This window comes from Glutamicibacter sp. St.4D3, assembly GCF_059728615.1.
Genome location: NZ_AP039380.1, coordinates 3,175,195 through 3,187,533 on the forward strand (window position 1 = coordinate 3,175,195; position 12,339 = coordinate 3,187,533).

A 12,339-nucleotide genomic window follows, 5' to 3' on the forward strand; every position below is an offset into this window, starting at 1 on the left:
AGGATCCTGACCAATGTCTATCCCCAACGCCGTAACGGCGCCTCAAAGCACCCCAACCACTGATGTCCCATTGGGCATCGACCCCTCCAATCCGCACCAGCTGTCCGCTTCGCTCTACAACGAAGACCTGGCACCGACCGCCCAAAAGGGCAGAACGTGGAACGCCTACAGCATCTTCACCCTCTGGGCCAACGATGTGCACTCACTGGGCAACTACACATTTGCCATCGGCCTCTTTGCCCTGGGCATGAGCGGATGGCAGATTCTAGGCGCGTTGGGAATCGGAGCCATCTTGCTCTTTGCCCTGTTGACCCTCTCCGGATTCATGGGAGAGAAGACCGGCGTTCCCTTCCCGGTCATGAGCCGCATTGCGTTTGGCATCACCGGCGCGCAGCTTCCGGCGCTCCTTCGCGGCGCGGTCGCCATCGCCTGGTTCGGCATCCAAACCTTCCTGGCCTCCCAGGTCCTCAGCGTCATGGTGATCGCCTTGGCCCCGGGGGCTGCTTCCCTGCAGGAAACCAGCTTCCTCGGTCTCGACGTGCTGGGCTGGATCTGCTTTGTTTCCCTGTGGATCCTGCAGCTGGTCATCGTCAGTTATGGGATGGAGATGATCCGCAAGTATGAGGCCTTCGCCGGTCCGGTCATCCTTGTCACGTTCCTTGCCCTGGCCGTGTGGATGCTGTTCGAATCCGGGTTCAACATCGCGCTGGATGCCGGCACTCCCCGCAGTGGGCTGGACATGTGGATCGGCGTGTTCGGCGCAGCAGCGCTGTGGGTCTCCATCTACGGCACCTTCGTGTTGAACTTCTGCGATTTCACCCGCGGCGCGATCTCTAAGAAGGCAATCGTGCGCGGCAACTTCTTTGGAATCCCGCTGAACATGCTGTTCTTCGGTGCGATTGTGGTGGTGCTGACCGGCACCCAGTTCTCCATCAACGGAACCATCATTGACTCCCCGTCAGATGTCGTTCAGGCCATTCCGAACACGGCGTTGCTGTTGCTGGCATCCGGCGCCCTGTTGGTGCTGACCATCGCGGTGAACCTGATGGCGAACTTCGTCGCACCCACGTACGCCCTGAACAACCTGTTCCCCAAGCACCTGAACTTCCGCCGGGCTGCGCTGATCTCTGGGGTAATCGGGTTGGTCATCCTGCCGTGGAACCTGTACAACTCACCGGAAATCATCAACTACTTCCTGGGCGGCCTGGGCGCGCTGCTCGGCCCGCTGTTCGGGATCATCATGGCCGACTACTGGCTGGTGCGCCGGGCACGCATCAACGTCGTGGACCTCTACCGCACCTCCCCCAACGGCACCTACTACTTCACGCGTGGCGTGAACTACCGTGCCGTGGCAGCGCTGGCCATCAGCTCCGTGGTGGCCCTGCTGCTTGCTTTCCTTCCTGCCCTGCATATTGTCGGTCCGTTCGCCTGGTTCCTGGGCTCGGGCAGCGGCGCACTGGTATACCTGCTGCTCGCCAAGCGACAGCATGACCTGGCGGATATCGATGGCGAAGCCATCGCCGTAGTGGCAAAGCACTAGAGGGAAGGGAAAAGACCATGCGAATTCTCGTCCTGAACGTGAACACCACTGCCTCAATGACCACCGCCATCGGAGACTCCGCGCGCGAAGTGGCCTCCCCCGGGACGCAGATTATTGAGCTCACCCCCGATTTCGGCGCCGACAGCTGCGAAGGAAACTTCGAAAGCTACTTGGCGGCGATCGCCGTCATCGACAAAGTGGTCAACTATCCTGAGCCGTTCGATGCGGTAATCCAGGCTGGCTACGGGGAGCACGGCCGTGAAGGCCTGCAGGAATTGCTGGAAGTGCCGGTCGTGGACATCACCGAGGCGGCGGCGTCCACGGCCCAGTTCCTCGGGCACAAGTACTCGGTGGTGACTACGCTGGATCGGACGGTTCCGCTGATCGAGGACCGGCTGAAGTTGGCCGGGCTGACCGACCGGCTCGCCTCGGTGCGGGCCAGCGGACTGGGGGTCCTGGAATTGGAGTCGGATCCGCAACGCGCCATCAAAGCCATCGTCGATCAGTCCCGGCGTGCGGTGCAGGAGGACAAGGCCGAGGTGATCTGCCTGGGCTGCGGCGGCATGGCCGAGCTCGAGCACCAGGTCCGCGAAGCCACCGGCGTTCCGATCGTTGACGGCGTGCGCGCTGCGGTCACCATCGCTGAGTCAATGGTCCGAATGGGCCTGTCCACCTCAAAGGTGCGCACCTACGCCCCACCGCGGCCCAAGCGGGTCATTGGCTGGCCCCTGACGAGGTTGACGGAAGTCAACGCCGCGTCCTGATAGAAACTCACTGCGGGGCGGTCCAAAGTGCCGGACCGCCCCGCAGTGAGTGCCTTCAGGTGATTTCTTTGCCGCGGGCCTTCAGGAGCATCTCCCTTAAGCCTTGAATCTCATTCGCCCGGGATTCCCAATAGTCGGCATCGAGCCCGAAACCCATGGAGGCTTCTTGAGCTTGCGCCTTGAAATAGTCTCTGTAGTCTTCCAAAGCGTCGTTCAGATCGGCTAACTGGTCATCGCTTAGTTCAAGGAGCAGCGTCCTCACTTCCATAAGCAACCTCCTTCAGCACTGTAGGTGGCGGGCCCAAGGCTCTCAAGGCTAGCGCTTGCAGTTTGAAACTCCCAGCCCCGCGTCCAGCCCTTTGCGCAATCTCTAACGTGGTGCCCTGCTGGCTCTCGTGATTCGGCACCCGCCAGTACATCATTAGTGCACCCCAAGCGCTCCCTAAGCCGATCCAGGACATGGCGGAAGCACGCCGCCTAAATCACCGAGCCCAGCTCAATGTCCTTTCCGCCGTAGGCTCAGCGGTGACCAAAGTGGCCGCCGATGGAGTGAGGTCGGCAGGGAATTCTTGAGCAGCCAGCTCCTGGTTCAGCACAAGGCAGACGGCACTTCTGTCCGGCGTTCGGAAGCCGGGCACCGCGCCGCCCTTGCACAATGACTTCAATGTCAGCGTCACCCAAAACTACCGACGGGGCCTTTCCGCCGCGGTGGCGGCGCTCCCCATTCGGGGGCAACGGCCTCGCCACTGACCGGGTGCCAACTAACCACTCTGCGTCCCCCTCGCAACTGCTTCGGGCTGGAAGCCGGGCGCGAAAGTGCCGCCCGGGCCCACCAAGAACTAATTCTCCAAGGGGCCGGCGTGAAGCACGACGGAAGGTAGCCCGCCCCCGGCGGCCAAGTGAATGTCGGGAGTCGAAAGCCGGGCACAATACCAGCCGCCAGGAGCCTTCGCCAACGAAAATGTCCCGGAATTCTCTTTTTCTCGGATTCCGGAAACAATTTGGTTCGTTATTCAGGCAGGCGCGCCTTGTTGTGCGCGGAAAAATCCTTGAAAACCCGCACTTTCGGACTTTGTACCCCATTAGGTGTGATTTGAATAACCATATCTGCGGAGTGCAGAGCACATGGAGCTTAGGCTAAGCTAATTTCAGATCAACCTCGCTGGCCGCCGCTCGGTGGCCCCGGAACGATAGGAAATCATGGCCTCTGTGAAACTGCGCGCCGCTGCGCTGCTTGGCATCGCCGCTCTGTCCCTGACCGCCTGCGGTTCGAACGCCTCGACCCCAGAGTCGAGCGCTTCGTCCTCCGAGGGCGCCTCGACCGTCACGTTCGAGGACAACAACGGCGAGCACACCATCGATGTCCCGGCAAAGTCCGTGGTCGCCACCGACAACCGCACCTTCGAGACCCTGGACTCCTGGGGCGTGGAGCTCTCGGCCGCAGCGGTTTCGCTGATGCCGGACACCATCGGCTACACCAAGGACAAGGACCTGATCGACCTGGGCAGCCACCGCGAGCCTGACCTGGAATCGGTCGTCGCCGTGGAACCGGACCTGATCATCAACGGCCAGCGCTTCACCCAGTACGAGAAGGACTTCAAGAAGCTGGCCCCTGAGGCCACCATCGTCTCCCTGGACCCGCGCGAGGACAAGCCGTTCGGCGAGGAACTCAAGCGCCAGACCACCGTGCTGGGCCAGATCTTCCAGAAGGAAGACGAAGCCAAGAAACTGACCGACGAGTTCGACAAGGCCGTCGAACGCGCCAAGGCCGCCTACAACAAGGACCAGAAGGTGATGGGCGTCATCACCTCCGGCGGCAACATCAACTACTCGGCACCGTCCACCGGCCGCACCCTTGGCCCGCTGTTCGACCTGCTGGATCTGACCCCGGCCCTTGAGGTTGACGAGTCCTCCACCGACCACCAGGGTGATGACATCTCCGTTGAGGCCATCGCCAAGTCCAACCCGGACTGGATCCTGGTCATGGACCGCGATGCCGCAGTGGCCGCCGATGAGCCGGACTACAAGCCGGCCGCCGACCTGCTGAAGAACTCGGATGCGCTGAAGAACGTCACCGCCGCCAAGGAAGGCAACGTCCTGGTGATGCCGGCTGACACCTACACCAACGAGGGCATCCAGACCTACACCGAATTCATCAATGACTTCGCTGATGCGCTCGAAGGCAAGTAGCCCCAACGCGCACTGACCCAGTGGTGGACGCAGCCAACCGGCGGCGTCCACCACTGTGGCGTCTCACCACACCTTCGCAGTAACGGCAGGACCATGACCAGCACCGTCACCACACAGCCGCCCCGGGGCAGGCTCTTCGAACCCAAGCTGCTGCTTGGGATCCTTGGAGTCCTGATCCTGCTGGGCTTTTCGCTTTTTACCGGCGTCTACGACATTTTCGGCGCCGAGGATGGTGGGGACATGTTCGCCATCACCCGCATCCCGCGCACCATCGCCCTGGTTCTGGCTGGCGCGGCCATGGCCATGAGCGGGCTGGTGATGCAGCTGCTGACCCAGAACCGGTTCGTGGAGCCCACCACCACCGGCACCACCGAATGGGCGGGCCTGGGCCTGCTCACGGTGATGATCCTTGCCCCGAACGCCGGGATCCTGACCAAGATGAGCGTGGCAGTATTATTCGCGTTCATCGGCACCATGCTCTTCTTCCTGTTCCTGCAGCGGGTTTCACTCAAGGCCTCGCTGACCGTGCCGATCGTGGGCATCATGCTCGGCGCCGTGGTCGGGGCGGTCTCCACGTTCCTGGCGCTGACCACCGACATGCTCCAGTCCCTGGGGATCTGGTTCGCCGGGTCCTTCACCTCCGTGCTGCGCGGACAGTACGAGGTGCTGTGGATCGTGGCCCTGGTGGCGGTGGCGATCTTCCTGGTCGCGGATCGCTTCACCGTGGCCGGGCTGGGTGAGGAGATCGCCACCAATGTGGGGCTGAACTACCGCCAGGTGATGCTCATCGGCACCGGGCTGATCGCAATCGCCACCGGTGTGGTGACCGTGGTGGTGGGCAACCTGCCGTTCCTGGGGCTGATCGTGCCGAACATCGTCTCCATGTTCCGCGGCGATGACCTGCGCAGCAACCTGCCGTGGGTGTGCCTGCTGGGCATCGCGATCGTGACCGTCTGCGACCTGATCGGGCGCACCATCATCATGCCCTTCGAGATCCCGGTCTCGCTGATCCTGGGTGTGGTCGGTGCGGTGGTCTTCATCGCCCTGTTGTTGAGGCAGCGTCGAAATGGCTAGTCTGATGAGTGAGAACCCGACGATGTCCCAATCCATGCCCCCAAACTTCGCCCCGCTGCGCCAGTCCGGCGCGCTGCCCTCCAAGAAGGTGCGCACCCGCTACTGGGTGATCCTCTCGCTGCTGATCCTGGCGGCCCTGGGCTTCAGCTACGGCTTTTTGGCCCTGGACAACCCGATGCCGGTGGGCAGTGAGGGCTTCTGGCGGATCGCCGAACTGCGCGCCACGTCGCTGACCACCATGGTGATCGTGTCGATCTGCCAGGCGGTGGCCACCGTCAGCTTCCAGACGGTCACCAACAACCGGATCATCACCCCCTCGATCATGGGCTTTGAATCCCTGTTCGTGGCGGTGCAGACCTCCTCGGTGTTCTTCATGGGCGCGGCCGGGATCGTGGCGCTGCAGGGGGTGACCCAGTTCGTGCTGCAGGTGGCGATCATGGTCGCCCTGTCGGTGGCGCTGTACGGTTGGCTGCTCTCGGGCAAGTTCGGCAACATCCAGATCATGCTGCTGATTGGCATCATCATCGGTGCGGGCCTGGGCTCGGTGTCCACGTTCATGCAGCGCATGCTCGCCCCCAGCGAGTTCGACATCCTCACCGCCCGGCTCTTCGGCTCGATCTCCAACGCGGACGTGAGCTACTTCCCGGTGGCGATCCCGCTGATGGCGGTCTCCGCGCTGTTCCTGATCCTGTCCTCCAAGCGGCTGAACGTGGTCGCCCTGGGCCGGGACACCACCATGAACCTGGGCATCAACCACCGCGGCGAGGTGATGCGCACCCTGTTCTTCGTCTCGATCCTGATGGCCGTGTCCACCGCGCTGGTGGGCCCGCTGACCTTCTTCGGCTTCTTGGCCGCGATGCTCTCCTACCAGCTGGCCGACACCTACGACCACCGCTACATCTTCCCGATGGCCGCGCTGACCGGGTTCGTGATCCTGGCCGGGGCCTACTTCATCATGAAGAACGTCTTCTACGCCCAGGGCGTGGTGGGCATCATCATTGAACTGGTTGGCGGCACCGCATTCCTCATCTTCGTCCTCAGAAAGGGCCGGCTGTGATTACCCTCAAAGACGTCCGCAAGCAGTACAGCAGCGAAGTGGCCATCGGGCCGGTGACGCTGCAGATCCCGGCCGGGGGCATCACCGCGCTGGTGGGCCCGAACGGCGCGGGCAAGTCCACCATGCTGACCATGGTCGGGCGCCTGCTCGGCCTGGATGAGGGCACCATCGAGGTGGCCGGCTACGACGTGGCCTCCACCGCCTCGAAGGACCTGGCCAAGATCGTCTCGATCCTGCGCCAGGAGAACCACTTCGTCACCCGCCTGACCGTGCGCCAGCTGGTCGGCTTTGGCCGCTTCCCACACTCCAAGGGGCGGCTGACCCGCAAGGATGAGGAGATCATCTCCCAGGCGATCGACTTCCTGAACCTGAACGACCTGGAGGACCGCTACCTGGACCAGCTCTCCGGCGGTCAGCGTCAGCGCGCCTACGTGGCCATGGTGCTGGCCCAGGACACCGACTACGTGCTGCTGGATGAGCCGCTGAACAACCTGGACATGAAGCACTCGGTGCAGATGATGAAGCACCTGCGCAAGGCCGCCCAGGAGCTGGGGCGCACGATCGTGATCGTGTTGCACGACATCAACTTCGCCGGGCACTACTCGGACTACATCTGCGCCATGAAGAAGGGCCAGGTCGTGGAGTTCGGCTCCCCCGAGGCGATCATGCGCGATGAGGTGCTCTCCGCCGTGTTCGACACCCCGGTACGCGTCATCGAGGGCCCGGAGGGCCCGCTGGCGGTCTACTACTAAATCCCCGCATGGGGCCGCAGCGGCCCCCTTGGATCCCGAAAGGCCGACCGATGAGCCAGGACTCAACCCTGCTGCACACCGGCTGGCCGATGTGGGTGATGCTGGTGCTGGTGACGGGGATCGCCGCCCTCTTCGCCCAGCGCTTTCTGCTGCTGCCGGCCCGCCAGATCCTCACCGCGGTGTTGCGCGCCCTGGCGCAGATGCTGGTGGTGGCGCTGGCGATCTCCCAGCTCTCCCGGTCCTGGTGGCTGACCGTCCTGTTCCTGCTGCTGATGTTCGCGGTGGCCGCATTGACCAGTACCCGGCGGATCGGCGCCTTGGCCTGGTGGGGGCCGGGCATCGCCATTGGCGCGGGCGTGCTGCCGGTGGTGGGCGTCATGCTGGCCTTTGGGGTGCTGCCGTTCTCCTCCCTGGCCCTGGTGGCGGTGGTCGGGCAACTGATCGGCGGGGCCATGAGCGCCACCTCGCTGGCCGGACGCCGCATCCGGCAGGAGCTCAAGCAGCGGCACGGCGAAGTGGAGGCGGCGCTCGCCCTGGGTCTGCCTCCGGCTCAGGCCCGCAGTCTGGTGGGCCGTCCCGTGGCTGCCGAGGCGCTGTTTCCCGGGCTGGATCAGACCCGCACCGTGGGCACCGTGACACTGCCCGGGGCCTTCGTCGGTTTGGTGCTGGGCGGAGCCAGCCCCCTGGATGCCGGGCTGGTGCAGCTGATCATGCTGATCAACCTGCTCGCGGTGCAGGCGGTGGCGGTCACCGTGGTGGCGGTGCTGGTTGAACGCGGGACCGCGGACCGGCCGGAACGGACACCGGGCGCCAAGCGAGCCGTAGCAGCCCACGAAGACCGGCCAGTTTCCGCCGCGGCTCAGCCGGCTTCCCCGCGCGGGGCCCGGGCCAGCAGCCGGTAGATGTAGCCCAGCCCCGCCAGCGCATGCAGCACGGCCCCGAGCCCGGTCAACAGCACCGCCGGCTCGGCCAGCGCCTGCCACTGCGGCACCCGGGCGATGAGCACCAGGACCAGCCCCACCATCAGCACCGCGGTGCGCACCTTGCCGATGATGCTCACCGAAAGGCTGCCGGGATCCTTGGCGAAAAACAGGCTGACCGTCACGGCAAGATCCATCAGCAACGTCAGGACCGCAATCCACCAGGGCAGCAGACCGCCAATGGTCAGGGCCACCAGGATCAGGGCCACCCCGATGCGGTCCGCGATGGGGTCCAGGATCTGGCCGAAGCGGCTGGTCTGATTCAGGCGCCGGGCCAAGAAGCCGTCGACCCAGTCGGTGGTGCCAAAAATGGCCGCGAGCACCAGGGTGAGGACCGGCTGCCCGCCACTGATGATGAACCCGCAGATGGGAAGAATCAGCAGCAAGCGCAGCAGCGTCACCAGGTTCGGGATGGTGCGCCAGTCTCCGGGGCGCAGCTGAAGGATCTCGCTCATCACGCTGCCCTGCCGTCAGGGGAAATTCTTGGCCACGGCGCCCGGGGGCCGGTGAAGCGTGGGGGCAGGGCAGATGCAGCCTGTGCGCGGTATGGTGCTCGGCTCATCTCCAGCGCCTTCCTCTGGTTCCAGCGGCCCCTCCCGCCGCGGCAGCGACACGGAAGGCCTCTTGCCTATGAGCGTAGTGAACCGGGTGCCGCAAGTACACGGGTGCCCGGCATCAGGGCATCCAAGGTTCGCCCGGGCACCCATTTGCCCAAGCCAGCACTATATGCCGTTGCGGTTATACATCGTCCTCGAGCCGCGCAGCGGCCAGGAACTCCCGCAGCCGCTGGCGGGCTGGGCCGGGAACGCCCTGCAGGGGCAGCGGCAGGCTCGGCGCGGAGACCAGACCGAGTTCCTCGGCCAGCGCGCTGACCACACGCAGGCTGCCCAGGCTCCGGAAAAGATCCCACAGCGGCTCCAGGCGGCGCGAGAGGTCCAGCGCCTCGGCGTGCCCTCCGGCCTGCGCGGCCCGGGTGATCCGCAGTGCGGTGCCGGGCAGTACGCCGGCGATCACCGAGTACCAGGTGTCGCACCCGGCGCCCAGTCCCTCGGCGGCCATCCAGTCGCCGCTGATGCCAACCCCGTAGCCGCTTGGGACCACGCGGCGCAGCTCGGCGATGCGCCGGCGAGCGCCATCTGCGGCCGGCGGCGGAATCTTCACCCCGCTCACCCCTTCCAGCCCGGCGATGCGCCCGTGCAGCTCATCGCTGAAGCTGAACCCGGTGGTGCCCGGGTTGTCGTAGACGATGATGGGCAGATCACTGGCCCGGCTGACAGTGCGGTAGAGGTCGAAGACCTCCTGGTCGGTCAGCTTCTGGTAGGACACCGGGGCCAGCAACAGGCCCTGGACGCCGGCGGCCTGCGCGTCAGCCACATGGCCCAGCACATCCCGGGTCCGCAGCGCCCCAACCCCGGCCAGCACCGGTGTCCCCTGGGCGGCGGAGATGCTGGCGGCCAGGACCTCCCGGCGTTCCCCCGGATCAAGGTAGGCGTAGTTGCCGGTGGATCCCAGCACGCCCAGGCAGTCCACCCCGACGCCGGCCGAGCGGGCCACCAGACGGGCCACGGCGTCAATGTCGACCCGTTCCCCCGCCATCGGCACCAATGGAAAAGCGGAAAGTCCCGCGAACTTCATTGTCTCCCCCTCGCTGTGCGCGTTCTGGGGTCTACGTTAACTGAAGCCGCGGGGCTGCCCGCTGTTTATGGCCGGCTGGTTACCGCAACGCGTAGGCCGGGACCGGCTGGTTGTTGTTCGTGCGGCGTACCGCCACGAACCAGGCTGCCGCCACGACCAGGTGCATCAGGGCCAGGGCAATGCCGGTGGCCGCGTCGGTGGCGTGCAGGATCGGGTTGATGATGGAGACGACGGCCACGATCGCGCCAAGCCACTGGGCGATGCGGCAGAAGCCGGGCTTGGCGCTGCCGATGGCGAAGGTGAGCAGCCCCAGGATCATGATCGGTGCGAGGGTGAAGCCCAGAACCTGCGCGAACTGCACGTGGTCCACCAGCCCGCCGTTGAACACCATGGAACCGCCGGCGGATTCACTGACGAAGAAGACGATGACGTTCAGGTAGGCGGCACCCAGGGCCAAGATCAGGACCTGGACGAAGTTGAAGGGGCTTTTGTACTGGATTTCAGCGCCCATCGGCTGAATTCCTCCTCGGATAGTTGAAGATTGACAACTGATTCTACGTCCAGTAGAAGCCCACAGGAAATACGGGAAGCACGTGAAATAAGCGACATTTTTGCGCCTTCAGCGAGACAACGCGGTGCTTTCTGCACGGATGCGCCCGAGGATTCGTCGCTTTGGCGCCGGCCGGCGGGACGGGACGCCCCCGGCACCATGGCCCGCCCGCACCCGGCACGACAAAGCCGGCGGGTTCCCATGAAGGTCACCCACCGGCTCGGCCGCGGCGTCGGAAGTGTTGTCTAGACGCTGACCGCATCCAGCGAGGCGAGGTACTTGGGCAGGTCCTTGACCCCCTCCAGCACGGCATCATGCGGCTGCTCTTCCAGCTCGGCGCGCTGCAGCTTGCCGGTCAGCACACCCACCGCGTGCACGCCGGCGTTGCGGGCGGCCAGCAGGTCGTTGACGGTGTCCCCGGCAGCCAGCACCCGGGCCACGTTCTGGACCCCGGTCTGCTCCATGGCGCGGTGGATCATGTACGGCGCCGGGCGGCCGGCGGCCACCTCGTCGGCGGGCACCGCCGCGTCCAGCAGTTCGCCCTCCCCGACGTTCCAGCCCAGCACGCCCAGCAGCACCTCCATCACGTCGCGGGAAAACCCGGTGCTCAGGGCCACCTTCACGCCGCGGGCGGAGAGCTCGCGCAGCGCCTGCTCCACGCCGGGCAGCGCGGTGGGCGGGTTCTGGGTGTAGTAGCCCAGCAGCAGCTCACGGAAGCGCTCAAAGGCCTTGTCCACCTTCCGGGGCTCCGGTTCCCCGCCGCCCAGGCGGATCAGCTCGGTGATCGCCTCACGCTTTTCCGCGCCCATCCAGGTCTGCAGGTCGTCGGCGGCAACCTCCACCCCGGTTTCGCGCACCGCGTTCTCCAGGGCACGGTAGACATCCCCGTGCTCATCAACGGTGGTTCCGGCCATATCGCAGACGATCAGTTCAATCATGTCCATCCCTCTTATCTGTCGTGGTTCTTGAGTCTAGGTTGTGGTTCGTGGTGTGGGGCGGCGCGGGGCTAGGCGGCCGAGATCGGCACACGGACCAGGGCGGCGCGGTGCGCGCTGGTGTTCTCGATGCTGAAGTTCGCCAGCTGCGGCAGGTAGCGGTCATCGGAGTACTCCAGCAGCTGGCCGGCGTGGGAGGTGGTCAGCCGGCGCTCGCGCAGCAGCGGGGCACCCAGCGGCACCTGCAGCAGCTGGGCATCGCGCTCATCGGCGGCCACCGCGTCGATGGTGTGCCGCCCGCGGTCCAGAGCGATCCCCTGCTCGCGCAGGTAGCCGAAGATCGAGCCGGAGTCGGTGTCGAAGTCAAAGAGCAGGCGCCCGACCGGCAGGGTGAAGCTGGTGCGTTCGACCATGGCCGGCACCCGGTCCAGCAGGCGCAGGCGCAGCACCTGGATGACCGGCGCCCCCTCCTCCAGATCCAGCTGCCCGGCGACCTCGGCGTCCGCCGGACGCTTGGCCAGCTCCAGGGTCTGCTGGCCCGGGACGCGGCCGGTGGAGCGCGCCCATTCGGTGAACGACATGAACGTGGTGAACGGCTGGGAGGCCACGGCGCCGGCGACCACCGGCGGCTTGCCCTGTCCCCCGGTGATCAGCCCCTCAGCGCGCAGCGCGGCCAGCGCGTGACGCACCGTGCCGCGCGAGGCTCCGGCCTGTTCGCACAGCTGCGCCTCGCTGGGCAGGCGGTCGCCCTGGCTCCATTGGCCCGAAGTGATCCGCTCCCGCAGTTCCCCGGCCAGCCACTCATGCTTGGGTTGGTTGTTCTTCTGGTTCACAACTTGATCATACAAGTGGGATTTCCCGG

Annotated in this window: 13 protein-coding genes; 7 read left to right on the forward strand and 6 right to left on the reverse strand. The window is 65.3% G+C overall.

Features of this window, described 5'->3' with window-relative positions; genetic code table 11:
- Positions 1–13: 13 nt before the first annotated feature.
- Together AC6I21_RS14615 and AC6I21_RS14620 are read left to right on the forward strand one after the other, a co-directional pair.
- Positions 14–1,540, forward strand: coding sequence for an NCS1 family nucleobase:cation symporter-1 (locus AC6I21_RS14615; RefSeq protein WP_138176324.1), 1,527 nt, complete (start codon positions 14–16; stop codon positions 1,538–1,540).
- A gap of 17 nt (positions 1,541–1,557) precedes the next feature.
- Positions 1,558–2,304, forward strand: a complete 747-nt coding sequence (locus AC6I21_RS14620; protein ID WP_138176322.1) for an aspartate/glutamate racemase family protein — start codon at positions 1,558–1,560, stop codon at positions 2,302–2,304.
- Positions 2,305–2,359: 55 nt separating this feature from the next.
- Here AC6I21_RS14620 and AC6I21_RS14625 read toward each other — a convergent pair whose 3' ends face one another.
- The gene (locus tag AC6I21_RS14625) at positions 2,360–2,572 is read right to left on the reverse strand and encodes a hypothetical protein (RefSeq protein WP_138176320.1); all 213 of its coding nucleotides are present in this window, start codon (positions 2,570–2,572) and stop codon (positions 2,360–2,362) included.
- A gap of 932 nt (positions 2,573–3,504) precedes the next feature.
- Between AC6I21_RS14625 and AC6I21_RS14630 the strand changes: the two genes are divergently transcribed.
- The 5 genes from AC6I21_RS14630 (at position 3,505) to AC6I21_RS14650 (ending at position 8,279) form a co-directional block, all read left to right on the forward strand.
- Positions 3,505–4,494 (forward strand): siderophore ABC transporter substrate-binding protein, encoded by a 990-nt coding sequence (locus AC6I21_RS14630; protein WP_138927061.1) that lies wholly within the window; start codon positions 3,505–3,507, stop codon positions 4,492–4,494.
- 93 nt (positions 4,495–4,587) lie between these two features.
- Entirely contained in the window at positions 4,588–5,568 is a 981-nt protein-coding gene (locus AC6I21_RS14635; RefSeq protein WP_497762748.1) for an ABC transporter permease, read from the forward strand.
- Positions 5,569–5,572: 4 nt separating this feature from the next.
- Positions 5,573–6,625 (forward strand): iron chelate uptake ABC transporter family permease subunit, encoded by a 1,053-nt coding sequence (locus tag AC6I21_RS14640; RefSeq protein ID WP_138176314.1) that lies wholly within the window; start codon positions 5,573–5,575, stop codon positions 6,623–6,625.
- Positions 6,622–7,377: an iron ABC transporter ATP-binding protein gene (locus tag AC6I21_RS14645; RefSeq protein WP_054821034.1), complete on the forward strand. Its 756-nt coding sequence runs from the start codon at positions 6,622–6,624 to the stop codon at positions 7,375–7,377. Before AC6I21_RS14640 ends, AC6I21_RS14645 begins: the two co-directional genes overlap by 4 nt.
- A gap of 50 nt (positions 7,378–7,427) precedes the next feature.
- The gene (locus AC6I21_RS14650) at positions 7,428–8,279 is read left to right on the forward strand and encodes an ABC transporter permease (RefSeq protein ID WP_138176312.1); all 852 of its coding nucleotides are present in this window, start codon (positions 7,428–7,430) and stop codon (positions 8,277–8,279) included.
- Here the strand turns inward: AC6I21_RS14650 and AC6I21_RS14655 are convergent.
- The 5 genes from AC6I21_RS14655 to AC6I21_RS14675 form a co-directional block, all read right to left on the reverse strand.
- A complete protein-coding gene (locus AC6I21_RS14655; RefSeq protein ID WP_138176310.1) occupies positions 8,237–8,812 on the reverse strand; it encodes a CDP-alcohol phosphatidyltransferase family protein in 576 nt (191 codons plus the stop codon). The genes AC6I21_RS14650 and AC6I21_RS14655 overlap by 43 nt on opposite strands.
- A gap of 283 nt (positions 8,813–9,095) precedes the next feature.
- A complete protein-coding gene (locus tag AC6I21_RS14660; RefSeq protein WP_138176308.1) occupies positions 9,096–9,992 on the reverse strand; it encodes a dihydrodipicolinate synthase family protein in 897 nt (298 codons plus the stop codon).
- Positions 9,993–10,071: 79 nt separating this feature from the next.
- The gene (locus tag AC6I21_RS14665) at positions 10,072–10,503 is read right to left on the reverse strand and encodes a DUF6069 family protein (protein ID WP_346921227.1); all 432 of its coding nucleotides are present in this window, start codon (positions 10,501–10,503) and stop codon (positions 10,072–10,074) included.
- A gap of 284 nt (positions 10,504–10,787) precedes the next feature.
- Positions 10,788–11,480, reverse strand: a complete 693-nt coding sequence (locus AC6I21_RS14670; RefSeq protein WP_497762749.1) for a phosphonatase-like hydrolase — start codon at positions 11,478–11,480, stop codon at positions 10,788–10,790.
- Positions 11,481–11,548: 68 nt separating this feature from the next.
- Positions 11,549–12,310, reverse strand: coding sequence for a GntR family transcriptional regulator (locus AC6I21_RS14675; protein WP_138927054.1), 762 nt, complete (start codon positions 12,308–12,310; stop codon positions 11,549–11,551).
- Positions 12,311–12,339: the final 29 nt, after the last annotated feature.